The organism is Niveispirillum cyanobacteriorum, from assembly GCF_002868735.1.
Taxonomy (GTDB): domain Bacteria; phylum Pseudomonadota; class Alphaproteobacteria; order Azospirillales; family Azospirillaceae; genus Niveispirillum; species Niveispirillum cyanobacteriorum.
Genome location: NZ_CP025611.1, coordinates 1284118 through 1309579 on the forward strand (window position 1 = coordinate 1284118; position 25462 = coordinate 1309579).

Genomic DNA, 25462 nt, shown 5'->3' on the forward strand with positions numbered 1-25462 from the left:
ATAGGCGCAGGAAGCGTTCGCTAACCGCGCGCCCGCATCAGACGGGCCTTGTCGCGCTGCCAGTCGCGTTCCTTCTCCGTCTCGCGCTTGTCGCCTTTGTTCTTACCCTTTGCGACGCCGATCTCGACCTTCGCCTTGCCCCGGTCATTGAAATAGATCGACATGGGCACCAGGGTCATGCCCTGGCGGGCGATGGCGGCCAGCATCTTGACCAGCTCGCGCTTGCGGACCAGCAGCTTGCGCGGACGCTTGGGATCGTGCTGCAGCCAGGCACCGGCCTGGCCATATTCAGGGATGTAGGAATTGACCAGGAACAGCTCACCCCCGATCTCACCGGCATAGGCCTCCAGGATGGAGGCCTTGCCGCCGCGCAGGGACTTCACCTCGGTACCGGTCAGCATGATGCCGGCCTCCACCGTATCCTCGATGAAGTAATCGAAGCGGGCCCGGCGGTTCTGTGCCGCCAATTTGCGCTCGGGCGCGTTGTTCGCCATCGCCTGAAAAATCCAATCCGTAAAAACAAACGTGCCCCCTGTTATGGGGGCACGGGTTCACAAGTTCAATGGAATCAGCCAGTCAGATCAGGCCAGCCTTGCGCATCGCGGCCTCGACCACCGTCCGGCCCTCGGCGCTGCAGGGTACCAGCGGCAGACGCACATCCGGGGTGGCCTTGCCCAGCAAGCTGGCCGCGTATTTCACCGGGGCCGGGCTGGTCTCCACGAACATGGCCTGATGCAGGGGCAGCAGGATGTCGCGGATACGGGCCATTTCGACCAGATCGCCACGCTGCCACGCCTCATGCAACTGCGAGCACAGCGCCGGGGCGATATTGGCCGTGACGGAGATGCAACCCACCCCACCCTGGGCCAGGAAGCCGGTAACGGTGGCATCCTCGCCCGAAAGCTGGCAGAAGTCCGGCCCGATCTCGACGCGGGTGCGCAAGGGGCGGGCCAGATCGGCCGTCGCGTCCTTCACACCCACGATGTTGGGAAGCTTCGCCAGCCGCGCCATGGTTGCGACAGACATGTCGATGACGCTGCGGCCGGGGATGTTGTAGATGATGATGGGCAGATCGACGGCGTCATGGATGGCCTTGTAATGCTGATAAAGACCTTCCTGCGACGGCTTGTTGTAATAAGGTGTGACCACCAGGGCGGCGTCGGCACCCGCCTCCTTGGCGTGGCGGGTGAGCGCGATGGCCTCTTCGGTCGAATTGGAACCGGTGCCGGCGATCACGGGCACCCGGCCCTTCGCCACCTCAACGGTCAGGGAGACGACCAGACGATGTTCCTCATGGCTGAGCGTCGGCGATTCGCCGGTCGTACCCACGGGAACCACGCCGTGGGTCCCCTGTTTGATCTGCCAGTCCACGAAGTCCTTGAACGCGACCGCATCCACCTTCCCCTCACGGAACGGCGTAATCAGTGCGACGATGGAACCCTTGAACATGGCAAGACACTCCGGTCAGAACGAATGAAGGCGCGAACCTTAAACAGCCGCAATCCCCGAAACAAGGCGGCAGGCCGTGCCCTGGCGGCGATGCTGCTCTGCCTGGGTATCGGGCTTGGCGGTGTCGGACTGGCACGGGCCGCCGGTACGACAAGCGATGTTGGCATCTACAAGCAGGCCCTGCGCGCCGCCGACCAGGGTAAAATGGACGAGGCGCAGCGCCTTGTCCGCCGCGCGCCGGATGATCTGGCCTCACAGTTGATCTTGTGGATGACGCTGACCCAGGGTGGGACCGATGCCAGCTGGGACGCCATCACCGGCTTCATGAAGCGCCATCCCGACTGGCCCAACCAGGCCGCTCTGCGCCGCAATGCCGAGGCGAAGATGCCGTCGGACATGCCCTACGCGCAGGTTCGGGAATGGTTTGAGAAGAACCCACCGCTGACGCTGGTCGGGTTGGGCCGTTATGCCGATGCGCTGATGGAGACGGGATCGTCAGACAAGGCCATAGACCTGATCCGCGACCGCTACATCAACGGTAGCTTCGGCGCGCAGGAGGAGCGGGATTATCGACAGCGCTATGTCGGTCTGCTGCGCCCCGCCGACCATGCCGCTCGCCTGGATCAACTGATCTGGGCCGACAAGATCGACGAGGCCCGACGCGTCATGCCGCTGGTCGATCCAGGCCGCCAGGCGGTTGCAGAGGCGCGCATCGCCATGGCGGCGCAATCGCCCGGCGTCGATGGTGCCCTGCGCCGGGTGCCAGCCAGCCTGCAGAATGATCCCGGTCTTCAATATGACCGCACCCGCTGGCGCCGCCGCAAGGATATGGATGACGGCGCCATGGAGGTGCTGGCCTCCAAGCCGGCAGAAGAACAGGCCCATGCCGCCGACTGGTGGGTCGAACGCCATATCCTGGCCCGCCGGCTGATGGAGAAGGAGCAATATGCCCGCGCTTATGAACTGGTGTCCGGCCACGCCACGAAGGATGGTCTGGGCTTTGCGCAGGCGGAGTTCCTGGCCGGCTGGCTGGCCCTGCGCAAGCTGAACCAGCCCGATCAGGCGTTGAAGCATTTCGAGGCCTTGTTCAGAGGCACCAGTTCCCCCGTCAGCCGTTCCCGGGGTGCCTATTGGGCGGGCCGTGCGCTGGATGCGATGGGCGACAAGGAACGCGCCGCCACCTGGTACGACACGGCCACCACCTACGGCGGCACCTTCTATGGCTTGCTGGCCGCCGACCACCTGGAACGGCCGCCCGGCAGTGCCCTGCCGGTGGAGCCAGAGCCGACGGACGAACAGCGCCGGGCCTTCGACAAGCGGGAAATGGTGCGGGTCACCCGGCTGCTGGCCCGGATCGAGGGGGCGGACAGCGACCGCACCACCCTGTTCATCCGCAAACTGTCGCTGGATGCCAAGACGGGCGAAGAATACCGGATGGTAGGGGAGCTAGCCTTGGCGCTGAAGCGCAAGGATCTGGCCGTCACCACCTCCCGCGCGGCGTGGCAGGACGGTTTCGTGCTGCGCCATGCCGGCTTTCCGCTGCTGGACATGAAGCCGCCAGCACGGCCGGAAGCAGCCCTGATCCACGGCATCATCCGCCAGGAGAGTAATTTCGTGGCCGATGCCGTCAGCTCTGCTGGTGCGCGCGGCCTGATGCAGGTGATGCCAACCACGGCGGCCGGCGTGAACCGCGCCCCGGCCCCCACGAAACCTGCCGCCAAAACCACGAAGAATGGCAAGCAGGACGCTAAGTCGAAGAAGCCGCCCGCCAAACAGCCCTCAAAGATCAACAGCACCGCCAACCGCCTGACCGCCGACCCCCGCTATAATGTGGAGACAGGTTCCACCTATCTGGCCGACCTCGTCGACCGGTTCGGCGGCTCCTACGTCCTGGCCATCGCCGCCTATAATGCCGGCCCTGGTCGTGTGGCCGGCTGGCTGCGTGATTATGGCGATCCGCGCGGGGCCGGAGTCGATATGATCGACTGGATCGAGACCATGCCGATCTATGAGACTCGGAACTACGTTCAGCGTGTTTTGGAAAATGTGCATCTGTACAGGGCCCGTTTAGGGCACCCATCGTTGCGGATGACCCTTGATCTGGGACGGGGCGCCGCCACCAACGGCTGATCACGAAGGGACTAATCCCTATTTTCGCGCGCCAAAAGCCGGGCGTCGGGCGATGATGGTCACAGCTTTGCCATCATTCCCGCCGTCCGGAGCCTTCAATGCCGGCCCAGCCGATTACCCAGCATATCCGCGAGGCCGCCCTGGTCCATGCCCGCCTGCTCGACCGGTTGATCACCGAGACAGAGGCGGAAATTGCCAAAGAACACGGGCCTTTCGTGACCGAAAGCCTGCGTGAATGGCTGGGTGTCCTGCGTAGCGAACGGCGGGTCTACGGCATGGCCGCCACACTTCTGGTCAGCAATATTGAAAATGCCGCTTGACTGTATCCACAGATTCCGGATTTTCATCACGGAAATTCGGTATAGAGACTGGGATGCGGCAAATCGGTTCAATCTCCGGATTCGCGAAGTTGGTTTATCGACAAACGGCACAGACGTGGTAGTATAATTGTCGTTCAATACCCGCAAGGGCCGAGAAGCCCCCGCCCTGGCAGTTCGCGTTGGATATATTGCGGCGATTAGTTGCTTAATTGCCAGTCCAGAACAACCGAAGGGAGGTTTATCCTCTAGGATTTATGTGGCGTCGCGGTTTTGCTGTCCCTAACTGCTCCATCAGATTCACTTATGTATGCCACAAACATACAAGTGATGGACAGTCGGGCCGAAATCGCTGATATTACCATACCATAGCATGACGGCACTTTGGGCCGCATACTTGCGTAAGCGGTTTTGGTCTGACCACCAACGGAAGCCTGATTGCAGTTTATGACCTCGGAGGCGCCATGCCGCCCCGATGTCGGGAAGATGCAAAGAACGGTGATTGCCTGCCGCCACGGAACAGTTCGCGTGGCCAGGTGTTTCACAGGAACGCGGAATAGGGGGCAATAGAGTTCTATGCCGAGACGGAGCAAAAACGCAGCGGTTGCTGCCCTTGAGACAGTGATCGAGAACCATGTTGCCGGCCGTATAAGACTTCGTCGCGGCCTCTTAGGCATGAGCCAGTCTGACCTTGCAAAGGCCTTGGGCATTACCTTCCAGCAGGTTCAGAAGTACGAGCGCGGATCAAATCGCGTCTCGGTCGGGAAGCTCTATCGGCTTGCTGATATTCTGGATGTTCCGCTGACATTCTTCTTCGACGGGCTGGACGTTCCTGATATGCGTCGGCCGCCGGAAAGCTTTGCCGCGACAGCCGAAGGCTCCTCCCCCATCCTGTCCCGCCGCGAACTCGACCTGCTGCGCGCCTGGAAATCGGCGCCGGAAGAAGTTGCGGATGCCGTCGGTTCGCTTCTGCGCGCGGTTTCCCCAAACGCTGGATATGATGAAGAAGCGGCCGCCGCGGCCGCCGCAAACCGTCAATATACGGCCCCCGCCGAAACGACGATCCCGACGCCTACGATTGAGGCGCCGCGCCGCCGTGGCCCCGTGCCCGGCAGCAAGCGTCAGCCAAAAGTCACCGACGATGCCGCCGCTGCTGGTGGTCGCCGCCGCCGCGGCGCAATCTGGGACCCGGCTGATATCCGCGATTATGGCGAAGGCGAAGGCGACTGAACTTCCACAGCCACGTTCAGGCCCCGGCGACCATGTCGCCGGGGCCATTTTCTTGGAACTAATCCCAATAAAACCCACGATGGATACTTACAATAAAACCAGCCCGGTTTCGTTGTAAGTCGATGCAACGAACCTCGCCGGACTCAGGTTGTTTCCCAAACGGACACCGTCGTCGATCAGGGATGAAATGACATCCAGACATTGAAGCTGTCATGCAGCGCATCAATGGTGATCCCCTGCCCCCGTTTCACATCGAACGGGCGGTCCGGCAGATAGAATCCTGGTTGCCAGCCACTGGCCGGGCTGTCGACAAACGGGCTGTTCTCAAATGTGACGCCGTCGCCGAAATCCAGCCAGACCCACTGCGCCAGAGCCACACAACGGCCCTCAGTATTGGCGGGCAGAATGAAGCGCACCTGTTCTGACGCGGGAATCGGTCCACCCGTAAAATCAAACGTGAATGGATCTGCGGCGACGGACAATGCCACCGGCTGTACCAGTCTTGCGTCATAACGCACAGACCGGGGATAGAGGCGGTTGAAGGCCGACAAGTCGAAGCCGCTGGTCGGCCCCGTGAACAGATGCATTTCCAGTAGGGCGCCGCCCGCCAAGGCGCAGCGCACGCCGCCGCGTGCCGGCAGGATGCGGGCATCGGGCTTCAACAGGCGGGCACGCGCATCGGCCACCGCCGGGATGATCCGTTCCGACAGGAAGTCGCTGGCCACAATCTCCGACAAAAGCACGTCCGCCGGACGCGGCAGGACACCGCCGACCTGCAGCGCCGTGGACAGGGTGTTCACCACGGTGATCCTGTCCGACAGGCCATTTGCGGCGATCACCGCCCGCGCCGTCTCCGCGATCCAGGGCACCGCCTCGCAGGTCACGACCTGCGCGCCGGCCCGTGCTGCCATCATGGCCAGCAGGCCAGAGCCGGTGCCGATCTCCAGCACCAGATCGCCGGGCTTCACCTGAGCCTTGATCGCCGCCTCATAGGCGTCGTTGCGAGGCGCATCATTGACCATGGGCACATGCCAAAGCGGCAGCATGCGGGTGCGCAGTTTGGAGTGGAGAAGCTGCGCCTCGACAAAGTCGGGCTTCAGGGCCAGGGCTTGGCTCACCTGCTCCAGCGCTTCTTCCAGCTTGTCCTGCTCACGATAGGCGGCGGCCAGGTTGAAGCGTCCAACCGGGTCATCCGGCTCGATCGCCACGGATTTCTCAAAGGAAACCCGCGCCTCATCCATGCGGCCCAGCTTCTGGTGGCACAAACCGATATTGAAGTTCAGACCCCGAAAACTCGGATCGGCTTTTCCTGCCTTCTCAAAGGCTGTCAGGGCCTCGGCCCATTTCTCCTGCGCCTTCAGGACAAGGCCCAGATTCCAGGAAACCGGCGCCATGCCGGGGCGCAGCTTGTCGATCTGCCGGTACAGTTTCTCAGCCTCGGCCCAGCTTCCATCATTCTGGCGAGAAACGGCCTGGGCGAAGATGCGGTTGAGGTCCATGGCAGCTGCTTTTGCATCAAGGGGATATGCGTGATTGTGGCTCAGGCGATGCCGGCCAATCAACCATGATCGGCACTGGCATCACGCGGCGTTGCCGCTATGCTGCGCACCAACCCAATTCCCGAAACGGAAAGCCCCAGAGATGCCCCTGCCCGACGCGCACCCGACCGTGAAGAAGCGGCGCAGCCAGTTGCTGAACCACCTGCTGGCCTATTTCTTCTTCGCGGTCATCATCGTGCCGGTGAACTTCTTCATCACCCCGGACAAGGTGTGGTTCTTCTGGCCATTGGTCGGCTGGATGGGACCGCTGGCCCTGCACACCGCCTATGCCATGGGGATGTTCGACAAAAAGGATTAAAGCCCGCGCGCCATGGCGCGCCAGGCGATATCGCGGCGGCAGAACCCTTCCTTCCAGTCGATGCGATCCACCGCCTCATAGGCCTTGGACCGGGCATCGGCCACGCGCGGCGCGATAGCGGTGACGCCCAGGACACGGCCGCCATTGGCCAGGATGGCGCCATCGGCCCCTTCCTTGGTGCCGGCATGGAAAATCTCCACGCCATCCACCTGCCCGGCTGCCGGCAGGTTTCCGATGCGCGTGCCCTTCAGATAATCGCCGGGATAGCCCTCGGCGGCCATGACGACGCAGAGTGCTGCCTCGTCATGCCATTCCGGCTCCTGGCCCGACACATCGCCCTTGGCCGCGGACAGCAGCAGCGGCACCAGATCGGATTTCAAACGACGCATCAGCACCTGGCATTCCGGATCGCCGAAGCGGACATTATATTCCAGCAGCTTCGGGACCGGCTGCCCGTCCGGCCCGGTCACCACCATGATGCCCGCAAACAGCACGCCGATGAAGGGCTTACCCTCTGCCGCCATGCCCCGCACGGTCGGCAGGATCATCTTGTCCATGATCTGCGCCTCGATGGCCGGCGTCAGAACAGGGGCGGGGCTGTAGGTGCCCATGCCGCCGGTATTGGGGCCCTGGTCGCCATCATAGGCGCGCTTATGATCCTGCGCGCCGGCCAGGGCCACAGCATTGGTGCCGTCGCAGATGGCGAAGAAGCTGGCCTCCTCCCCATCCAGGAATTCCTCGATCACCAGTTCGGCCCCGGCATCGCCGAAGCGGCGGCCGACCATGGCCTCCTCAATGGCGGCATAGGCCTCATCCACGCTCTGGCAGATGGTGACACCCTTGCCGGCGGCCAGACCGTCCGTCTTGACCACGATGGGGGCGCCGTGCCGGGCCACGAATTCCTTGGCGGCACCCATGTCGGTGAAGCGGCCATAGGCGGCGGTGGGCACACCGAACCGGGCCACGGCATCCTTCATGAAGCCCTTGGACCCTTCCAGAGCCGCCGCCGCCTGCGACGGGCCGAAAGTGGGGATACCAGCGGCGCGCAGCGCATCGGCCAGACCCAGGACCAGCGGCTCCTCCGGCCCGACCACAACAAAGTCGACACCTTCCGCGGTCGCGAAGGCAGTGATGCCCGCCACGTCATTGGCCGACAGCGGCACCAGCGTCGCCACATCCCTGATCCCGGCATTGCCGGGGGCGCAGTACAGCGTGTCGCACAGGGGGGAACGCTTGATGGCCCAGCACAGCGCATGTTCGCGACCACCGGAACCCACGACCAGAATCTTCATGGCTCAATCCCCCTGCTGCTGCCGTTTGGCGGCGGTTGCTTAGCATGGGTTGGGGGACGGGTCACCCGGCGGTGTGGGATGGCGCCAATGCGTTCAGCCGCGTGCAACGGTCAGCAGCCGGGCGAACCGGTCGGCAATGGCGTCCGGTTCGTGCGCCATCGTCGCGTCGCCCACCACCATCTCCGTACAGCAATGCCCCCGTACCGGCAGGGGGATGACACGGCCAAAGCACCAGATGCCTTCCACCCGCGCCATACGCTCCAGTGCGTTCGCCAGGGCCGGGGCCGCTACCGGCCAGACCAGCCGGAAGGAATTGCACATCACCCGGTCGGCGGCCCACGGGGCATCGCGGGTCGACAGCGCTTCGGCCAAGGCGGCGGCATGCGCGTGGTAATCGCCCATACGCGGCAGGAAATGACGCAACCCGTACAGCCCACCCAGCACATAAGGGAACGCCGTGTAAAGATTGCCCCCCATGCGCGACCGCCAGGGTTTCAGCGTGTCCAGAAACGCCGCCTCCCCCACGACCAAGGCTCCACCCGGCGCGCCCAGCCCTTTATACAGGCTGACATAGGCGCTGTCGGCCAGGGCCGCGATCTCCGCCAGTGAGCGGCCATAGAAGGGCTGCGTCTCCCACAGCCGCGCACCGTCCAGGTGGAAGGCGATCCCCTGTTCCCGGCACCAGGCAGACATGGCGACCAGGTCCTCCCACGACGGCGCGCGGAAGCCGGCATTGCGCAGCGGCAACTCCACAACCACGGCGGCCAGCGGTTCCTTAACCCCCTGAAGATCGGCCAGGGTAAAGGGTGCATCATCCGGCCCGATCCGCACCAGCCGCAGATCGGACAGCCGCTCCACCGCATCCGACTCGTCCGCCGCAATATGGCTTTTGGGATGAACGGCCACCAGCCGCCGGCCTGTGCGCTCCCGATGCGCAAACAGCACCGCCTGCTGCCCCACCACCGCCTTGTGGAAAAACAGGGCCGTCGGCTTGCCCAGCAGGCCCGCCACCTGCGCCTGCAACAGGTCGATGCCGGGACCGACATTATACTCATCGCCCGCCAGCTCAATCTCTGGCATGGCCAGCATCCGCTCCATCCAAACACGCGGTGTGATCGGCCCATTCCCATGCAGGAAGGTCTGGCAGGTCGCACGCAAGGCGCGGTCGATGATGATGGAGGTCATGGGTTTGCTTCCTGCTGCTCAATTGGCGGGCAGGATGGGCAATTGGCCCCGTGGTTTCAACATTGCCGGATATGGCCAGATGCCCATATGATAAAGGCAAATAGCCAGGAGCGTACGATGCAGCCGGCGCGTGTTCAGGAAATAATCGGCGGATCAGGCGGCAGCGGCCTTCATCTGGTACGGATGATCCGCGACGGGCTGCCTGTGGATGCTATCGACCATGTCCTGAATGGCGGCTGGCTGAACGCGGTGGAGATGGACCGCATCATCCTTCCCCGCCGCACCCTGTCCAACCGGCGCAAGACGGGCCGGCTGACGGCGGAACAATCGGACCGGCTGGTGCGTGTGGTCCGGCTTCTGGCGCTGTCGGCGGAGACGTTTGGCAATCGGGAAAAGGCAGCACGCTGGCTACGCCGCCCGACATCGGCGCTGGGCGGGGAACAACCGCTGGACCTGCTGGACACCGATGAAGGGGCGCGGGCGGTGGAGAACCTGCTGGGCCGCATTGCCCATGGCATCGCTGCGTGACCAGCGGTTGGCGCATCTGCCGCGCGCCCTTTGCCGACCTGTCGGGCGAAGGGGCGCGGCTTTATGGCGGACGCTGGAACCAGCCCGGCCTGCCCCTTGTCTATCTTGCGGAAACAGCGGCGCTGGCTGTGCTGGAAGTGCGGGTGCATCTGGACCTGTCGCCCGATCTGCTACCCGATGATTATGTGTTGTGCGAGGTGTCCTTGACCGGTGTGCCGGTGGAGAGGGTGACCGAACTGCCAGCGGATACGGCGATTTTCGGCACGGACTGGCTGCGCTCCGCCCGCACTGCTGTCCTGTCCGTGCCGTCGCTGATCGTGCCGGAAAGCCGCAATCTGCTGCTGAACCCGGGCCATCCCGAAGCAAACGGCGCCCGCATCACCGGCAGCCGCGCTTTCAGCTTCGACCGCCGGCTGTGGGCGCCGTTCACGTCCTGATCAATGCACCGACCCGGCGGGCTTTTCGCCCTTGGCCGACACCCCGGCCTCGGCAAAGGTCGCCATGTTCAGGTGACAGGCAAGGGCAGAGCGCAGGACGGGGATGGTCAGGGCCGCACCCGATGCCTCGCCCAGGCGCATGTCGAATTCGAACAACGGGCGCTTGTTGATGGCGGTCAGCAGGCGGGCATGGCCCGGCTCCGCGCTGCGATGGGCAACAATGCAATGGTCCAGCGCCTTGGGATCGGCTTTGTACAGGACGGCAGCCGCAGCGGTGCAGGCAAACCCATCCAGGACGACCGGCACACGGGCCAGACGGCAGGCGATGATGGCACCCATGATGGCGGCCAGTTCCTGCCCGCCCAGGCAGCGCAGCGCCTCGAACGGGTCGGTCAGGGCCGTGGGGTTGGCGGCTAGCCCCGCCTCCACCGCCGCGATCTTGCGCTTGATGCCTTCGCTGTCCACGCCCGTACCGGGGCCGACCCAGTCGGACGCCGGGCCACCGAACAGGGCTGCGCACAAGGCGGCGGCTGATGTGGTGTTACCGATGCCCATTTCGCCCAGACACAGCAGGTGCAGGCCCGGTTCGATGGCCATCATGCCATAGGCGGCGGCGCGGGCGCAGACCTCCTCGCTCATCGCCGGGCCTTGGGTGAAGTCAGCCGTCGGATGGTCCAGGTCCATCTCATGCACGCGCAGGTCGGCATCATGCAGTTCAGCCAGCTGATTGATGGCGGCGTGACCATTGATGAAGGCCTGCACCATCTGTCCCGTCACCGCGGGCGGATAGGCCGACACGCCACGCTGCGCCACGCCATGGGCGCCGGCAAAGATCACGATGCGCGGATGGGTCAGCTCCGGCGGCGCCTTGCCCTGCCACGTGGCCAGCCATTGCACCAACTCCTCCAGCCGGCCCAGCGCGCCGGGTGGCTTCAGCAGGGTCTGCTCACGCTGCATCGCCGCCGTCGCGGACTCCAGGTCAGGACCCGGCAGGTCCGCTAGCACGCGGCGGATTTCCTCCAGGCTGGGCAGGCCTTCATCATCGTGGTGGTGATGGGAATGGTCGTGATGGCCGGACATGGGACGTTCCTGAAGCGATTGTATCATGGTTTCCGTCTGGCCCCCTGCGTGGGTGCCGGAACGGTGCTGGCGGTGAAAGCCACACTGGCCTATACCGATGTCATGAGCGATGCAACAAAGCAGCACAGGCCCCAACCGCTCGCGGAATTCATGGCGGCCACCATCTTCCTGACCCGCCTGCCCCTGCGCTGGAAGGGCGACTGGCCGGACGACCTGAACCGGCGTGCCCTGTCGTGGTTCCCTATTGTGGGCTGCCTGATCGGGGTAGCCGGTGGTGTGCTCTACTGGGCACTAACTGTTGCGGGTCTGGCGCCGTTGCTGGCCGCCATCGTCACTGTCGCCGCCCTGACCTGGCTGACAGGGGCCCTGCATGAGGATGGGCTGGCCGACGTCGCCGATGGATTCGGCGGTGGGCGGGATAAAGAGGCAAAGCTGTCCATCATGAAGGACAGCCGGGTCGGCACCTATGGTTCCATGGCCCTGATCCTGGTGGTGCTGGCCCGTGTCGGCGTGCTGGCCACGCTGGCCGATCCGCGCACGGTTGCACTGGCGCTGATCGGTGCGCATGCCTTCTCGCGCGGCCTGCTGCCGCTGGTGAAGCTGGCCCTGCCCGATGCCCGCCTGAAAGGTGTGTCGGCGGACCAAGGGCGGCCCGACAGCGCACGCGCTCTGGTCGCCCTGCTGATCGGCTTTACCCTGGCCGCCACGGCCCTAAACAAGTTGCATCTGGCTTCCGGCATGATCAGCCTGTCGGTCATGGCCATCTCCGCCGCCGCCGTGTGGGGCGTGGCACGACTGTCAAAGAAGCAGATCGGCGGCGTCACCGGTGACGTGCTGGGTGCCGGGCAGCAAATGGCCGAAATCGGCTTTCTTCTGGCCCTGGCCGCCGTCATTCCGGCCTCGACATGAGCGTTGATGGCGCTGTCACCCGCTGGTGGTGGGTGCGCCATGCGCCCTTGTCGCTGCCGCCGGGCACCATTGCCGGACAGATGGATGCGGATGTCGATCTTTCCGATACCGGAATGATTGAGGGCGCGCGATCCTGGCTGCCCGACAATGCCATCTGGCTGACCACACCCCTGTCACGCAGCGTGCAGTCGGCGGCTGCATTGACGCCCGATCAGCCTACCCTTGGCGTGCCCGACCTGACCGAACAGGATTTCGGGTCCTGGCATGGCCGTACCCATGCGGAAATCTGGGATAGCGAGCGGGCGACGGCCGAGCATTTCTGGCAGGATCCTGCCGGTAACGCCCCACCGGGTGGCGAAAGCTTTGCGGACCTATGTGCGCGGGTGTCGGCCGCAATCATGCGCGAAACGGCGGCCCATCAAGGCCGCGACATCGTGATGGTTGGCCATGCCGGTCCTATCCGCGCCGCCATGGCGCTGGCGCTGGGCCTGTCGCCGGCGGGGGTGCTGTCGGTTGCCGTTGATCACTGGCACCTGTTCCGGATGGACCATCTGGCCCTGGGCCATGGGGACGGGCAATGGCGCCTTATCGGCGCCAATATTCCGCCATGTCGGGGCCGCTTGCTTTGATTAGGCATTGCGGGCATTGAGAGCATGTTCGCGAAATAAGGGAGCGGAGAAATGAAGCGTTTCGTGATGGCCCTGTTCGGCCTGACCCTGGCGGTGTCCGCCCTGGTGCGCCCGGCCCAGGCCCTGACCGAACCGGAATTGATGGTGGAACGGGCGCGGGTCACGGCGCTGACCCTGCTGACCGATCCGCAATATAAGGACCTGAAGACCCTGGTGGGCCGGGCTCGCGCGGTCCTGATCCTACCCAATGTCATCCAGGCTGGATTCTTCGTGGGCGGCGGCGGCGGCACCGGCGTGATGGTGGCGCGCGGCGATGACGGGGCGTGGAGCGGTCCTGCCTTCTACACCCTGGCAGAGGCCAGCTTTGGTCTGCAATTCGGCGGGCAGGCGTCGGAAATGATGATGGTAATCATGACCCAGAAGGGTCTGGACGCGGTTATCGACCGCAAGGTGAAGCTGGGGGCCGACGCCAATGTCGCCATTGGCGAACTGGGCACCGGCGTCGGCGCCTCCTACGGCGTCGGCCTGTCGGCGGACATCTATGTGTATGCCAAGACCAGCGGCCTGTTTGGCGGCATGGCCGTCGAAGGCTCGGTCATCGCCCCGCGGTCCGAGTTCAACGACAAGTTCTATGGCCAGAAGACCGAACCCCGCGCCATTCTGGTGGACCGGCATTTCTACCGGCCCGAGGCACAGGCGCTGGCGACGGCGCTGAGCGCGCAGTAAAAACCTAGGCGACTGCCGCCCGCGCCACTGGTGTGCGGGCGGCCACCATGGCCTCTACATCCGACCGGCGCAGCAGCGGATAGCGGGTGCGGATCAGGCGGGTCAGCTCCGCCATATCCCAGTCGGGCAGCGCCTGCGGATCGAAATGCAGGCCCAGATATTCATCCGCCGGCAACGCGCCTTCCATGGCCAGGAAGCGGATGCGCCGCACCTGTTCGGCGGCGGGCGTGCCATCATCCCCCTCCAGCGCCGGCAGACAGCGCCGTTCCAGTTCCAGAAGGGTTTCACGCCGCCGGTCCCCCTGCCACTGGCGCAGCAGCGACAGGATGCCGGCTAGGGCCGACATATCCTTCAAACCTGCGCATTGCCGGACCAGAAGGTCCAGCAGGTTGGCGGCCCGGATCAGGCCTTCATCCAGATCGAAGATCACCGGCGAATGGCGCCGCACGTCCAGTTCCTGACAGACCAGGGGATGCACCGCCGACCGGTCGGCCAGATTGAACCAGACCTGTTCCAGCCAGGCCAGCGTGCGTTCCAGGCGCATATCGCCGCGCGGTGCGCGGATCACCTGCCCGATCAGCACCTGATCATCCAGCAATTCATCCGCCGTCGGCACCTCATGCGACAGGAAACCCGCCAGCACCGGGTCGAGATCATGGGTCAGGTTGACGGCAAGCAGCAGCGTGGCGTGGCCGACAAAAGCCGATGCCAATTGCGGTGCGGTCAGTATTTTCGTCATCCTGGGTCCCCACCCGCCGGACCGTCACAAATTTTTAACAGCATGGACCCGCGCGGTTGACGGCGCAACGACTCTTGCGCGGTGCCGCCCCCTCGCCCGCCCCGTCAATTCGGGTTATGGTGATAGTGTGGCCGGGGGGCATCGGGGCGAACATGCTGATCGAGATTTATTCGGACCTGATCTGTCCCTGGTGTTTCCTGGGCAAGGTGCGGCTGGACCGGGCGCTCGCCGAACGGCCGGGCGTGCGCGTTGACCTGCGCTGGATGCCGTTTCAGCTGAACCCAGACCTGCCGGCGGAAGGCATGGACCGCAATCTCTATTTCACGGTGAAATTCGGTGGTCCGGAACGAGTGCGGCAGATGCATGCCGTGGTGGAACAGGCAGCGGCCAGGGAAGGTCTGATGCTGCGCCAGGACCTGATCCGCCGTATCCCCAGCACGCTCCAGGCCCACCGCCTGATCCGCTTTGCCGAACGCTGGGCCAAGGCCACGCCGGTCGCCATGGCCCTGTTCGCGGCGCATTTTCAGCGCGGGCTGGATATCGGTGATCTGGACACGCTGGTCGCCATCGCCCTGGAACAGGGGTTGGACGCCGACGAGACGCGCGATTATCTGGATGGCGAGGCTGACCGCGCCGCCATCAAGGGGGCCGACACCACGGCCCGGCAATTGGGCGTACAGGCCGTGCCCTGCTATATTTTTGACCGCCGCTACGCGCTGGCCGGGGCACAGGAGCACACCGCCTTCCTGCCTATGCTGGATCTGGCGCGCGATGCGCTGGTGGGGTAAGCGCGCCGCCACACACCAACACATTCCGTTACAATCCCGTTACACCCCAAGCCGTTGACTTGACAGGTGAACCGTCCCCACACTCACCCCATTGTTTCAAGGACAACAATGGGGTGGGGCAATGGCGCGGTCGCGGACCGGTCGCTGGATGGTGGCGGGGCTGGCCTTGGTGCTGGCTGGATGTGCCACGGGACAGACGGCCAACCAATCCAAGGACAAGAACAAGGGCGATGACAAGGCGGGGCTGGCGCAGGGTCTGGACCCCGCCGCCAACCGCGACCCCTTCCCCAGCCGGTATAAGCCGGCGGCCAGCGGCGTGGTGGCCCTGACCGGGGCGACGGTGCTGACCGGTACGGGACAGCGTATCGACAATGGCACTGTCATCCTGCGCGACGGTAAGATCGAAGCGGTGGGCGCGTCCCTGCCCGTGCCTGCCGGTGCCACCGTCGTGGATGCCACGGGCCGCTATATCACGCCCGGCGTCATCGACATGCATTCCCACCTGGGTGTCTATGCCGCCCCGGCGGTACAGGCCCATTCCGATGGCAATGACGCGACGGACCCCAACACGGCCCAGGTCTGGTCCGAACATTCCGTATGGCCGCAGGACCCCGGATTCGAACGGGCGCTGCGCGGCGGCGTCACCACGCTTCAGATTCTGCCCGGCTCCGCCAACCTGTTCGGCGGGCGCAGCGTCACCTTGAAGAACGTGCCGGCCCGCAATGTGCAGGAGATGAAGTTCCCCGGCGCGCCCTATGGCCTGAAAATGGCCTGTGGCGAGAATCCCAAGCGTGTCTATGGCAGCAAGGGCCGCGCGCCCGCCAGCCGCATGTCGAACGTGGCCGGCTACCGCAAGGCCTGGATCGAGGCCGCCGATTATCGCCGCAAATGGGATGCCTATTACGACAAGCAGAAAAAGGGCGATGCCGGCGATCCGCCCAAGCGCGACCTGCAACTGGACACGCTGGCCGGCGTCCTGCGCGGTGATATCCTGGTGCAGAACCATTGCTATCGCGCCGATGAAATGTCGGTGATGCTCGATATCGCCAAGGAATTCGGCTATTCCATCAAGGCCTTCCACCACGCGACGGAGGCCTACAAGATCCCCGACCTGCTGAAGGCCGGCGATACCTGTATCGCCACCTGGGCCCATTGGTGGGGCTTCAAGATGGAAAGCTATGATGGCGTGCCCGCCAATGCCGCCATCGTCCATGCCGCCGGGGCCTGCGCCGTCATCCATTCCGATGACGAGACGCTGATTCAGCATCTGAACAAGGAAACAGCCCAGGCCCTGGCCGAGGGTCGTTATCTGGGCCTGGACATCAAGGATGAGGAGGCGATCACCTGGATCACCGCCAATCCCGCCAAGGCCATCGGCGTGCTGGACAAGACCGGCACCCTGGAACCCGGCAAGATGGCCGATGTCGTGGTCTGGAACGGCAACCCCTTCTCCATCTATACCTTGGCCGATCTGGTCTATATCGACGGTGTGCTGATGCATGACCGCGCCCGTCCGCCGGCTGAACCCCGCTCCGATTTTGAGCTGGGGCAGTCCGGGGCCGATATCTTCAAGGCGGGGGTGAAGTGATGAACAACCTGAAAAAGGCCCTGTTGGGCAGCGTCTTTGCCGCTCTGGCCTTAGGCGCCGCGGCCCAGGCACAGACCATTGCCATCCAGGGGGCGACCCTGGTCACCGGCACCGGTGCCTCCCTTCCCGGTGCCACCATCGTCATCCAGAACGGCATCGTCACCGCCGCCGGTGCCGGGGCCGCCGTGCCCGCCGGTGCCACGCTGATCGACGGCACCGGCAAGACCGTCACCCCCGGCCTGTTCGTCTCCAGCAGCGATATCGGCATTGAGGAGGTGAGTGCCGTTGAGCAGACCAACGACAGCCAGGCCGAGAACAAGGACTTCGCCGTCGCCTACGACCCCTCCTATTCGGTCAACCCGGCCAGCACCCTGCTGCCGCTGGCCCGTCTGGGCGGTGTCACCCGCGCCGTGATCATGCCCGCCGCCGCCTTTGGTGACGGTGCGCACACGCATGAGGTGGATACCGCTGGCCATGTGGAAGAGCCGCTGTTCCACGGACAGCCGGCCATCATCCATACCGGTGCCGCCGCCGACATCCTGGTGCGCAGCCGCATCGGCGTGGCCCTGCCCCTGGGCGAAACCGCCGCCAAGAATGCCGGCGGCAGCCGCAGCCTGTCCGTCGCCATCCTGAAGGAGGCGCTGGAAGACGCCCGCCACTACGCCGCCAACAAGGCCGCCTTCAACCAGGGCGGCACGCGCGAGTACAGCCTGTCTCGCGCCGATCTGGAGGCCTTGCTGCCGGTGGCCCGTGGCGAGGCACCTTTGTTCCTGGCCGTCTCCCGCGCCGCCGACATCCGTCTGGCCCTGCGTCTGGCGAAAGAGGAAAAGCTGCGGCTGGTCCTGCTGGGGGTGGAGGAAGGCTGGATGGTGGCGGGTGAGATCGCGGCCGCCGGCGTGCCCGTGATCATCAAGCCCACCACCAACATCCCCAACCGGTTTGAGATACAGCGCGCGCGCCTGGAAAACGCCGCCCTGCTTGAAAAGGCCGGCGTCAACGTCATCCTGACCACCACCGCCGACGGCCATTACGCCAATCAGGTGCGTTTCGAGGCCGGCACCGCCGTCGCCTACGGCATGCCCCGCGACAAGGCCCTGGCCGCCATCACCAGCCGCCCCGCCGCCCTGTTCGGGGTGAAGGATGCCGGCGTGGTCGCGGTCGGCAAACCCGCCGACCTCGTGCTGTGGGCCGGCGACCCGCTGGAACCCACGGTCCTGGCGGAAAAGGTGTTCGTGAATGGGACGGAGCAGTCGCTGCAGACCAGGGCGCGGGCGCTGGAGCAGCGGTATTTGAAGAGGTAGGGGAGTTGGGTGGGGGGGCACGCCCGCGAGGGCGTGTCTCTTTCAATTTAATGCTTGCCTGACTAAATGCAAAACTCTTGAAAACTATGTCGGTAAAATAAAACATAACCTTAATTAAGAGCATTGAAATATCTCTCAATCCCAGAATAATGAATAATACCAAATTTTCCAATGCTTGAGATTTTTCGCATCCTAGAAGTCACTGTTTGGTTAGTTATTATCAAATCTCCCTCATGAAGATTGCCAACTTTTTGAACAAAAACCCGCGAATTATCCTCTTTGCTATGCGTGAGCAAGCATCTCACTACATTAACGCCGTATTCAACATAAATCACATTGAACCCATGTTCATCCGTAGATGAAACATGAATATTGATAAAGTCAAATATAGAAAGACACAAATTTAGAAAATCTCTGCGCGTACGACTTGAAGTCACAACATCAATAGCATACCCAAGCAAATCACCGCCTCCATATTTGGAAGAAGTCTCAATTAAAATCACCGAATAATTATAATTTCCAAGTGATACGTTGTAAGTTCCTCTAGAAATAACACTTGGACAAAAAACAATTATCTTCTTTGCCGAATGGAGATACACATCTTCAGAAACCATAGTAAACAAAACTCTCCTAATTAAATCTACTATTTCCAATGCAGCAATGTACCTCGTAGCTCCAATTATCCCAATGCCTTTGATGGCACAAATATCATAGATCAGTTGACCAAATATACTGTTATTCAACACAACCAATCCATTTGCCGCTGACTTTGCAAATCTTGATGCCGTATGTAGCGCTGATAGCATTACGGCGAATTTCCCAGTTTGTCTTAATCTATGCGCAGTAACAAGCCAAACATACCTTATCTTATCTGAAAAATTTAGTATATCAATAGGGTTAGCCTTATCTGAGTTCGGGGTTCCATAACCAAGGGGGCGAATATTGATAATGTGACCACTTGTGTCTTCAATTTTCAAGTCCGCAAACAAAGAGTCTATATATTTTATGTCTTTCCAGTTGCTTCCTACTATAGCTATTCTAATTTTATATTTAGCCAAAGGTTCATTGACCAAATCACGATCATGTCCGCAAGATAAATAAAATGGTCCAAAATTATGATCAAACTTCATTACTCCATTGAATGGAGACTTCAAAATGATTGATCTTGCAATACTGCCGACGCCAACGATCATCCAGTTGTCTATTACATTAATGCGTGGGATGGGCGGAATTTCAATTATTACGGTAATGATCCTTTCCAACTTAAATATTACTGCAACTCTTTTCCAATCATCCCAACTAACATCATCTTCTGTGACCACGATTGACGTATAAACAAACGTCACGTTATCACGTGTAATAGAAAAAGTTTTATCAATTTTTGTTTTTGCACCTCTACTTGAACCAAAACCCTTTGATCTTAAATATCTTTCTAGATCTGATCTAATCGCCTTGCCAATAAGCATGCTGTCAAGCCATGTAGAGGCGGTCAACTCTGAATATTTTAGCAAATTATTATAAACTAACTTGAATATATGTAAATATTCATTAATAATATTGCTGAATGACACTAACTCCGCTGCAGCAATTGAATCGTTCTCTAAATTCTGCGAGTCAATCAAATATCTGGCTTGGGAAATTATATTTTCGCGTGCTCCCAAATGAATTTTCCCATTACTATCACGAAATGCCCATAAGGCTAAGTCGCCAACTTCAACTTCAAAGTCTCCTTCAGCAGGCAACATGCCGTGACAACTAATTTCTATAATATCGAAACCGGACACTCTAAATTCGGAGTCAATTACCTGTATGAGATGATGATTTGAACCAAAAAAAGGGATAAATACTGGAACAAGGAAACCAGGCGACAATACCTCTAATTCGTAATAATAGGACAATCTAGCCATCATAACCTCTCACCAGATACCAACCCACGGGACAAATAATATGAAAGGCATAACTCCGTTAACTTAGAAAAATACTCGCTGGGCCTACTTCTGTCAAATATTGAATAGGGAATGGGATGAATGCCCATTTTTTTTAGTAAATCTCCAGTTTTACCATCAACAAATGCCGACGGGATAATTACAGCTTCAACATTGTCCTTTAAAGGAATCTCTTGCTCGGTCTGAACTTCAATACCCGAACCTCGGCTATCAATTGAATTACCTTCCTTTGCATTAACTAAGGCTTGGTAACTAAGGGCCTCAAATTCAGATGGATCGAAAATTCTATTAATGCTTGGGTTTGCAGCCAAATAACTTTCTACTGACCCAAAAAAAAGCGAAATTAATCTACCCGGAGTTGATGGATCGGGCTCCAAGCTAAAATCAGTAAGTTGCATTTTCTTATGCATATACGCATTATACAGTTGAATTGAAAATGCACCCGAGTCAAAAGGAAATATCCTTTTTATTTCAATCAATGCATCCAACTTAAATATCAAACAAATTGGAAAATAATGTCGCAAACTTGTTGGTTCTTCCTTCTGGTTTACACGAAAAGAGGGGCGGCCATAGAATAGGTAAATGAGATTTTCTCCAGTGAATACTTTGCAACTTTGGGGAGAAAGAAACCCACTTTGCAATACATCATGCAACACATAGCCATCCGTACTATGCACCAAAGGTAATGCCGGGTCACACCTGTGACTTCCACTTACCAGCAACCTGAATCTTGATCTACTAGGACTCGGGATATCAGATACCATGTACACTGCTTCCAATATTCAGATGACAGAATGCATCTTAATTATTCCTATTAGGGAATCAATAAGTTTTGCGGAATGAGACTTAGAGAGTCCCACCAACCGCTGACTTTTCCCGCCCCCCGTGCTATCCTGCACGCCTCACCGCCACAGCCACGCCTGCCCCCGGACGCCCCCACGGCCCCGGCACGGCAACCCGTGCGCCGTGGCTGTGGGGCCATGGTTCACGCGCGCCGATAGGAGACAGGATGTTTCACTCAAAACCCCGGTGCCCCGGTCGCCCCCACGGCCCCATCGCCCGCGCCACATCGCGCGTCGGCATGTTTCACAGCGTTGCACAGGACCGCGCGGCCTCCGCCTGCGCAGCACCCTTCCCCCGCCCGCAGCGCCCACGCAACGCGACACGTATTTCTGTTGCACACTGTTTCACATCGCCGGCAAATCCCCGGAAAATCACGGATTTGCCCGGCCATGGCCTGTGCAACATGCACAACGCGGATGTTTCACAAGGTTGCGCAGGACGGCCCCTGCCCCGCATCAGGGCCTGTGCAACCGTCCCCGCCGCCATGATGCGTCATGTTTCACAGGCGGCAGTGACGGCGGGGGCCGGCACCGGGATGATCCGGGCACGCCCAATGAAACATCGCCGCCCGGCATGTTTCACAGCGTTGCGTGGGCGCGACCCCGACCCGAGCGGGATGCAGGGGATAAAGGCCGGGGCTGCCTTGACTCTGGGCGGGTTTGCGCCTAAAAGGCCGGACCATTTTTCGCGGCGTACAGCACCCCTGGAGGCTGGCGCCACTACCGGACCCGACGCGGATGCCCGCGCCCGGGTCTTTTTTCGTACTAGGAGAGTATCATGACCCAGATTATCGCGCTCGCCGCCACGGCTCGCGACCGGGCCGGAAAGGGGACCGCCCGGGCCACGCGTCGTGCTGGTTCGATTCCGGCTGTGATCTACGGCAACAAGGAAAAGCCGGTGATGATCGCCCTGGACACCACGAAGTTCACGCGTGAGATCCATCGTCCGGGCTTCTTCACCCACCTGTTCGACATCACGGTCGACGGCGTGACGCACCGCGTGCTGCCGCGCGACGTGCAGCTGGACCCGGTCTATGACCGTCCGCTGCATGCCGACTTCCTGCGCGTCAGCGACACCACCGAGATCACCCTGAAGGTGCCGGTGGAGTTTGTGAATGTCGAAACCTGCCCCGGCATCAAGAAGGGCGGCATCCTGAATATCGTCCGTCACGATATCGAGGTGTTCGCCAAGGCCGCCGACCTGCCGGAAAAGATCACCGTTGATCTGGCAGGCTTCGAGGTTGGTTCGTCGATCCACATCTCGTCCGTGAAGCTGCCGGAAGGCGTGCGCCCGACCATCACCGACCGCGACTTCACCGTCGCCACGATTGCCGCCCCGACCGTCAAGGCCGACGCGTAATCGTTCTGTCGTGATAAGTACCCCGCCTCTTCGGGTCTCATGCCCGAAGAGGCGACGGGCTTTAAGTTAAGTTACTGATTTAATTATGGAATAGGGCGATGCGGCTTCTGGTCGGACTGGGCAATCCCGGCCCGGAATATGAACGCCACCGTCACAATGTCGGTTTCATGGCGGTGGACGAAATCCATCGCCGCTATGGCTTCGGCCCCTGGAAAAAGCGTTTCCAGGGCATGGTCGCCGAAGGCCTCGCCGCTGACGAAAAATGCTTCCTCCTGAAGCCCCAGACTTTCATGAACCTGTCCGGCCAGTCGGTTGGGGAGGCAATGCGCTTTTACAAGCTGACGCCCGCCGACACCATCGCCCTGCATGATGAGCTGGATGTCGCCGCCGGTAAAATCCGGGTCAAGCAGGGCGGCGGCCATGGCGGCCATAACGGCCTGCGCTCCATCGACGATCATATCGGCAAGGAATATTGGCGCGTCCGCATCGGCATTGGCCATCCCGGTGACAAGGACCGGGTGCATGGCTGGGTGCTGGGCAATTTCGCGAAAGCCGATGAGGTCTGGCTGCCCAAACTGCTGGACGTTCTGGCTGCCGAGCTGCCCCTGCTTGTCAAGGGCGAGCCGGAAAAATACGCCTCCCGCGTCGCCTCTCTGACCGCCCCGCCCAAGCCGCCGAAGCCGGAGAAGCCGGCCCCGGCGGTCGGGTAATCGGGCATCATACCAACATGCAATGAGTTCTACTCATTGCATGTTGGTTGGCGCGTTGAGCGCCCGCGCCCTCGTGGGCGCGCAGCCCAGCCGCCGGATGGCGGCGCCCGGCGATTGAGGGCGGCTTGCCATCAAGCCGCCTCGTCCAGGATGCTGGCCAGCCGCTCCCGCAGCGCCCGCATTTCCGCCGTCACCTGTGTGGCCCGCTGACCCAGATCCTGTGACAGGGTGCGGGTTTCGGCGGCGTCCGCCGCCACGGTGCGGATACGATCAGACACTTCGATGGTGCCGTCGGCGGCACTGGCCGCACTGGCGCTGATGCTCTCGGTGGCGCTGCCCTGCTGCGTCACGGCGGCGCTGATCGATCCCGCGATCTCGTCGATGCGGGCGATGACATCGTGAAGCTGATGGATATCGGTGATCACCCGCTCCGTTGCCCGCTGGACCGCCGCGATCTGGGAGGCGATTTCCTCGGTCGCAGCCCCTGTCTGGTTTGACAGGGTCTTGACCTCGGCGGCGACCACGGCAAAGCCGCGCCCCGCCTCACCGGCCCGCGCCGCCTCGATGGTGGCGTTAAGCGCCAGCAGGTTGGTCTGACCGGAGATGTCGCCAATCAGCTGCGCCGCCCGCCCGATATTCTGGGCGGCGTCGGCCAACTGGCTGGCCACCGCGCGTGTCTGCGCGCCCCGTTCCACGGCGGCATGGACCATGTCGGCCACCTCCGTCACCTGCCGCCCTATTTCGCGGGAGGAGGTGGCAAGCTGTTCGGTGGCGGCGGCCACTGCCTGGACATTGCCCGTCGCCTCCCCCGCCGCCCCGGCCACGCCGTCGGACTGTTCACCGGTGCGGGTGGCGGCCCCCGTCATGCGCTCGGCCATGGCGGCGATGCCCGCCGCCTCGGTCAGAACGGCCTCCACCCGGCGGGTCATCTCCTGCTCCAGGGCTTGGGCCAGCCCGCCCAGGCGGTCCGCCATCTCCTGCTGATGGGCACGCTCCCGCTGCTGCTCCTCCACCTTCAGCCGGTCCATCTCCTCCGCATTCACGCGGAAGACATCGATGGCACGGGCCATGTCGCCAATCTCGTCCCGCCGAGCCGTGCCGGGGATGAAGGACAGCCGCTCGCCCCGCGCCAGCCCCTCCATCGCCCCCTCGATCTGGGCCAGCGGCCCCGTGATGGACCGGACCAGCAGCAGCGACAGGCCGCAGAACAGGGCCACCAGGATGCCGCCAATGGCCATGGTCAGGCGCTGTGTCTGGGTACGGATGCTACTCTCCGCCTGCTTGGCATCGGCCAGCCCGGCGCGCGTATAATCAAAGAGCTGCTTGATCAGGGGGGCCGTCTCGGCGAAGGCGGCGTTGAAGTCCTTCACCGCCTTATCCTGTGCCGCCACCGCACTGGAAAGCGCCACCATATCCTGGCGGTATTGCCGGGACAGGGCATCAATGGCGTCTTTGGTCTGCGGGTCCAGCTGGCTTTCGGGGATGAAGAAGGAGAACTCGTTGAAGGCCTTGCGGTGCTGGCCCACATATTTTTCGTCGCCCGTCATCAGGAAGGATTTCTCGGCGTTGCGCATTTCCGCCATGCCGATGAACAGCTGTGCGCCCATGGTCGCGGGCCATTTCTTCAGCTCCTCCTCGGTCGCCGCCACCGACCGCGCCATCTGCCCGCGCAGGCCTTCCTCGTCCGTCAGGCCGACGGCACGGGTCGCCTGATCGACGGCGTCAAATGCGGCGGCTAGGCTGGTCAGACGGGCCGTGAGGGCCGTCATCGTCTCCGCCTGATCGGCGGCGGCGGGATGGGCCGTCAGGGCCGCCGCCGCCTGCTCCACCTCCGTCAGGGTGGTTTTGAACGCCGTACCCGCCGCGGGATCGCGTTCGCGCAGGAAGCGGGTGACGTGAAGCTGCAGGGCCGTCATGCCCCGGTTCAGATCGGCTGCCGTCTCAGCAAAGCCCGACAGGCCCGTCATGCGGCCTGTCGCACTTTCCCGTCTGGCATCCCCCAACAGGAACAGACCCGCTGTCAGCAGAACCGTCAACAGGGCCGCGCCCACCAGAAAGCCGATGCGGGTGGAGATCGACAACTGGGCCAGCCAGCCCCCCTCCCCCACATCCCCCTGCCGGTGCAGGCGGGCCATCAGGGTTTCCACCAGCGCCAGCAGGCGCTGCCGCCAGACCGGGCGCGGTCGTCCCGCCGGTTCCGTCTGCAAGGAGAGTGTATCGCCGGACAGCGTCCATTCGGTCATGCCGCGCATCCCATTGATGGGGTTTTGCTAAAATCCCAGCAAATCCCGTTTTCCCTCCCCCGCGCGGGGACAACGGATTTTGCCGCCGCGCGGGGGCCTTCGGTCTCATCACATAGGGACGGTGTGGTAAAGGATCGGCGGCAGTTCCGTGAAGTTTCCGTGACGGAACCCAATGG

The 25462-nt window shown here is 62.0% G+C and carries 24 protein-coding genes; 14 read left to right on the forward strand and 10 right to left on the reverse strand.

What is annotated here, in order from left to right; all coding sequences use genetic code 11:
- Positions 1 to 20: 20 nt before the first annotated feature.
- Together smpB and dapA are read right to left on the reverse strand one after the other, a co-directional pair.
- Positions 21 to 494 (reverse strand): SsrA-binding protein SmpB, encoded by a 474-nt coding sequence (smpB, locus tag C0V82_RS05770; protein WP_102111507.1) that lies wholly within the window; start codon positions 492 to 494, stop codon positions 21 to 23.
- Between the two features lie 82 nt (positions 495 to 576).
- A complete protein-coding gene (dapA, locus tag C0V82_RS05775; RefSeq protein ID WP_102111508.1) occupies positions 577 to 1449 on the reverse strand; it encodes a 4-hydroxy-tetrahydrodipicolinate synthase in 873 nt (290 codons plus the stop codon).
- 24 nt (positions 1450 to 1473) lie between these two features.
- On the opposite strand from dapA, the gene C0V82_RS27745 reads away from it, so the two are divergent.
- The 3 genes from C0V82_RS27745 (at position 1474) to C0V82_RS05790 (ending at position 5126) form a co-directional block, all read left to right on the forward strand.
- Positions 1474 to 3579 (forward strand): lytic transglycosylase domain-containing protein, encoded by a 2106-nt coding sequence (locus tag C0V82_RS27745; RefSeq protein WP_102111509.1) that lies wholly within the window; start codon positions 1474 to 1476, stop codon positions 3577 to 3579.
- Between the two features lie 98 nt (positions 3580 to 3677).
- Entirely contained in the window at positions 3678 to 3899 is a 222-nt protein-coding gene (locus C0V82_RS05785; protein WP_102111510.1) for a hypothetical protein, read from the forward strand.
- 618 nt (positions 3900 to 4517) lie between these two features.
- Positions 4518 to 5126, forward strand: coding sequence for a helix-turn-helix domain-containing protein (locus C0V82_RS05790; protein ID WP_245924171.1), 609 nt, complete (start codon positions 4518 to 4520; stop codon positions 5124 to 5126).
- 176 nt (positions 5127 to 5302) lie between these two features.
- Here the strand turns inward: C0V82_RS05790 and C0V82_RS05795 are convergent, their stop codons facing one another.
- Positions 5303 to 6625: a tetratricopeptide repeat protein gene (locus C0V82_RS05795; protein ID WP_102111512.1), complete on the reverse strand. Its 1323-nt coding sequence runs from the start codon at positions 6623 to 6625 to the stop codon at positions 5303 to 5305.
- A 142-nt stretch (positions 6626 to 6767) separates the two neighbouring features.
- On the opposite strand from C0V82_RS05795, the gene C0V82_RS05800 reads away from it, so the two are divergent.
- The gene (locus tag C0V82_RS05800; RefSeq protein ID WP_102111513.1) at positions 6768 to 6983 is read left to right on the forward strand and encodes a 2TM domain-containing protein; all 216 of its coding nucleotides are present in this window, start codon (positions 6768 to 6770) and stop codon (positions 6981 to 6983) included.
- Here C0V82_RS05800 and purD read toward each other — a convergent pair.
- Both purD and C0V82_RS05810 read right to left on the reverse strand, forming a co-directional pair.
- Positions 6980 to 8275, reverse strand: a complete 1296-nt coding sequence (gene purD / locus C0V82_RS05805) for a phosphoribosylamine--glycine ligase (RefSeq protein ID WP_102111514.1) — start codon at positions 8273 to 8275, stop codon at positions 6980 to 6982. The two genes, C0V82_RS05800 and purD, sit on opposite strands and share 4 nt — an antisense overlap.
- A 93-nt stretch (positions 8276 to 8368) precedes the next feature.
- Positions 8369 to 9460 (reverse strand): threonine aldolase family protein, encoded by a 1092-nt coding sequence (locus tag C0V82_RS05810; protein ID WP_102111515.1) that lies wholly within the window; start codon positions 9458 to 9460, stop codon positions 8369 to 8371.
- Between the two features lie 117 nt (positions 9461 to 9577).
- Between C0V82_RS05810 and parS the strand changes: the two genes are divergently transcribed.
- Positions 9578 to 9988 (forward strand): type II RES/Xre toxin-antitoxin system antitoxin, encoded by a 411-nt coding sequence (gene parS / locus C0V82_RS05815; RefSeq protein ID WP_102111516.1) that lies wholly within the window; start codon positions 9578 to 9580, stop codon positions 9986 to 9988.
- A complete protein-coding gene (locus C0V82_RS05820; RefSeq protein ID WP_102111517.1) occupies positions 9985 to 10425 on the forward strand; it encodes an RES family NAD+ phosphorylase in 441 nt (146 codons plus the stop codon). Before parS ends, C0V82_RS05820 begins: the two co-directional genes overlap by 4 nt.
- On the opposite strand, the gene cobT is transcribed toward C0V82_RS05820, so the two are convergent.
- Complete coding sequence (cobT, locus tag C0V82_RS05825) at positions 10426 to 11505, reverse strand: nicotinate-nucleotide--dimethylbenzimidazole phosphoribosyltransferase (RefSeq protein ID WP_102111518.1); 1080 nt, start codon at positions 11503 to 11505, stop codon at positions 10426 to 10428. It abuts the gene before it with no gap.
- Here cobT and cobS point away from each other — a divergent pair.
- The 3 genes from cobS to C0V82_RS05840 are packed head-to-tail and all read left to right on the forward strand — an operon-like array spanning position 11494 to position 13769.
- Entirely contained in the window at positions 11494 to 12414 is a 921-nt protein-coding gene (gene cobS, locus C0V82_RS05830; protein ID WP_158659751.1) for an adenosylcobinamide-GDP ribazoletransferase, read from the forward strand. The genes cobT and cobS overlap by 12 nt on opposite strands.
- Entirely contained in the window at positions 12411 to 13043 is a 633-nt protein-coding gene (locus tag C0V82_RS05835; RefSeq protein WP_102111520.1) for a histidine phosphatase family protein, read from the forward strand. Before cobS ends, C0V82_RS05835 begins: the two co-directional genes overlap by 4 nt.
- Positions 13044 to 13094: 51 nt before the next feature.
- Entirely contained in the window at positions 13095 to 13769 is a 675-nt protein-coding gene (locus C0V82_RS05840) for a lipid-binding SYLF domain-containing protein (protein ID WP_102111521.1), read from the forward strand.
- Between the two features lie 4 nt (positions 13770 to 13773).
- Here C0V82_RS05840 and C0V82_RS05845 read toward each other — a convergent pair whose 3' ends face one another.
- Entirely contained in the window at positions 13774 to 14508 is a 735-nt protein-coding gene (locus tag C0V82_RS05845; RefSeq protein ID WP_158659752.1) for a hypothetical protein, read from the reverse strand.
- Between the two features lie 152 nt (positions 14509 to 14660).
- Between C0V82_RS05845 and C0V82_RS05850 the strand changes: the two genes are divergently transcribed.
- From C0V82_RS05850 to C0V82_RS05860, 3 genes are all read left to right on the forward strand, one after another.
- Positions 14661 to 15296 carry a DsbA family oxidoreductase gene (locus C0V82_RS05850; RefSeq protein ID WP_102111523.1) on the forward strand — a complete coding sequence of 212 codons (636 nt, stop codon included), beginning with the start codon at positions 14661 to 14663 and terminating at the stop codon, positions 15294 to 15296.
- 121 nt (positions 15297 to 15417) lie between these two features.
- Positions 15418 to 16884 (forward strand): amidohydrolase, encoded by a 1467-nt coding sequence (locus C0V82_RS05855; protein WP_245924172.1) that lies wholly within the window; start codon positions 15418 to 15420, stop codon positions 16882 to 16884.
- Positions 16884 to 18185 carry an amidohydrolase family protein gene (locus C0V82_RS05860; RefSeq protein ID WP_102111524.1) on the forward strand — a complete coding sequence of 434 codons (1302 nt, stop codon included), beginning with the start codon at positions 16884 to 16886 and terminating at the stop codon, positions 18183 to 18185. The genes C0V82_RS05855 and C0V82_RS05860 overlap by 1 nt, the downstream gene beginning before the upstream one ends.
- A gap of 110 nt (positions 18186 to 18295) precedes the next feature.
- Here the strand turns inward: C0V82_RS05860 and C0V82_RS26765 are convergent, their stop codons facing one another.
- Both C0V82_RS26765 and C0V82_RS26770 read right to left on the reverse strand, forming a co-directional pair.
- The gene (locus tag C0V82_RS26765; RefSeq protein ID WP_158659753.1) at positions 18296 to 20095 is read right to left on the reverse strand and encodes a hypothetical protein; all 1800 of its coding nucleotides are present in this window, start codon (positions 20093 to 20095) and stop codon (positions 18296 to 18298) included.
- A complete protein-coding gene (locus C0V82_RS26770; protein WP_158659754.1) occupies positions 20092 to 20895 on the reverse strand; it encodes a hypothetical protein in 804 nt (267 codons plus the stop codon). Before C0V82_RS26770 ends, C0V82_RS26765 begins: the two co-directional genes overlap by 4 nt.
- Positions 20896 to 21751: 856 nt before the next feature.
- On the opposite strand from C0V82_RS26770, the gene C0V82_RS05865 reads away from it, so the two are divergent.
- A complete protein-coding gene (locus C0V82_RS05865; RefSeq protein WP_102111525.1) occupies positions 21752 to 22333 on the forward strand; it encodes a 50S ribosomal protein L25/general stress protein Ctc in 582 nt (193 codons plus the stop codon).
- Between the two features lie 98 nt (positions 22334 to 22431).
- On the forward strand, positions 22432 to 23043 hold the full coding sequence (pth, locus tag C0V82_RS05870; RefSeq protein ID WP_102111526.1) for an aminoacyl-tRNA hydrolase: 612 nt from the start codon (positions 22432 to 22434) through the stop codon (positions 23041 to 23043).
- 131 nt (positions 23044 to 23174) lie between these two features.
- Here pth and C0V82_RS27750 read toward each other — a convergent pair whose 3' ends face one another.
- The gene (locus C0V82_RS27750; RefSeq protein WP_158659755.1) at positions 23175 to 25286 is read right to left on the reverse strand and encodes a methyl-accepting chemotaxis protein; all 2112 of its coding nucleotides are present in this window, start codon (positions 25284 to 25286) and stop codon (positions 23175 to 23177) included.
- Between the last annotated feature and the right edge of the window lie 176 nt (positions 25287 to 25462).

What these genes read in the sequence shown, in the direction of transcription:
- smpB (WP_102111507.1), bottom strand. Translation starts at nt 494, where the DNA reads ATGGCGAACAACGCGCCCGAGCGCAAATTGGCGGCACAGAACCGCCGG.
- dapA (WP_102111508.1), bottom strand. Translation starts at nt 1,449, where the DNA reads ATGTTCAAGGGTTCCATCGTCGCACTGATTACGCCGTTCCGTGAGGGG.
- C0V82_RS27745 (WP_102111509.1), top strand. Translation starts at nt 1,474, where the DNA reads ATGAAGGCGCGAACCTTAAACAGCCGCAATCCCCGAAACAAGGCGGCA.
- C0V82_RS05785 (WP_102111510.1), top strand. Translation starts at nt 3,678, where the DNA reads ATGCCGGCCCAGCCGATTACCCAGCATATCCGCGAGGCCGCCCTGGTC.
- C0V82_RS05795 (WP_102111512.1), bottom strand. Translation starts at nt 6,625, where the DNA reads ATGGACCTCAACCGCATCTTCGCCCAGGCCGTTTCTCGCCAGAATGAT.
- C0V82_RS05800 (WP_102111513.1), top strand. Translation starts at nt 6,768, where the DNA reads ATGCCCCTGCCCGACGCGCACCCGACCGTGAAGAAGCGGCGCAGCCAG.
- purD (WP_102111514.1), bottom strand. Translation starts at nt 8,275, where the DNA reads ATGAAGATTCTGGTCGTGGGTTCCGGTGGTCGCGAACATGCGCTGTGC.
- C0V82_RS05810 (WP_102111515.1), bottom strand. Translation starts at nt 9,460, where the DNA reads ATGACCTCCATCATCATCGACCGCGCCTTGCGTGCGACCTGCCAGACC.
- parS (WP_102111516.1), top strand. Translation starts at nt 9,578, where the DNA reads ATGCAGCCGGCGCGTGTTCAGGAAATAATCGGCGGATCAGGCGGCAGC.
- cobS (WP_158659751.1), top strand. Translation starts at nt 11,494, where the DNA reads ATGGCCGGACATGGGACGTTCCTGAAGCGATTGTATCATGGTTTCCGT.
- cobT (WP_102111518.1), bottom strand. Translation starts at nt 11,505, where the DNA reads ATGTCCGGCCATCACGACCATTCCCATCACCACCACGATGATGAAGGC.
- C0V82_RS05835 (WP_102111520.1), top strand. Translation starts at nt 12,411, where the DNA reads ATGAGCGTTGATGGCGCTGTCACCCGCTGGTGGTGGGTGCGCCATGCG.
- C0V82_RS05840 (WP_102111521.1), top strand. Translation starts at nt 13,095, where the DNA reads ATGAAGCGTTTCGTGATGGCCCTGTTCGGCCTGACCCTGGCGGTGTCC.
- C0V82_RS05845 (WP_158659752.1), bottom strand. Translation starts at nt 14,508, where the DNA reads ATGACGAAAATACTGACCGCACCGCAATTGGCATCGGCTTTTGTCGGC.
- C0V82_RS05850 (WP_102111523.1), top strand. Translation starts at nt 14,661, where the DNA reads ATGCTGATCGAGATTTATTCGGACCTGATCTGTCCCTGGTGTTTCCTG.
- C0V82_RS05855 (WP_245924172.1), top strand. Translation starts at nt 15,418, where the DNA reads ATGGCGCGGTCGCGGACCGGTCGCTGGATGGTGGCGGGGCTGGCCTTG.
- C0V82_RS05860 (WP_102111524.1), top strand. Translation starts at nt 16,884, where the DNA reads ATGAACAACCTGAAAAAGGCCCTGTTGGGCAGCGTCTTTGCCGCTCTG.
- C0V82_RS26765 (WP_158659753.1), bottom strand. Translation starts at nt 20,095, where the DNA reads ATGATGGCTAGATTGTCCTATTATTACGAATTAGAGGTATTGTCGCCT.
- C0V82_RS26770 (WP_158659754.1), bottom strand. Translation starts at nt 20,895, where the DNA reads ATGGTATCTGATATCCCGAGTCCTAGTAGATCAAGATTCAGGTTGCTG.
- C0V82_RS05865 (WP_102111525.1), top strand. Translation starts at nt 21,752, where the DNA reads ATGACCCAGATTATCGCGCTCGCCGCCACGGCTCGCGACCGGGCCGGA.
- pth (WP_102111526.1), top strand. Translation starts at nt 22,432, where the DNA reads ATGCGGCTTCTGGTCGGACTGGGCAATCCCGGCCCGGAATATGAACGC.
- C0V82_RS27750 (WP_158659755.1), bottom strand. Translation starts at nt 25,286, where the DNA reads ATGACCGAATGGACGCTGTCCGGCGATACACTCTCCTTGCAGACGGAA.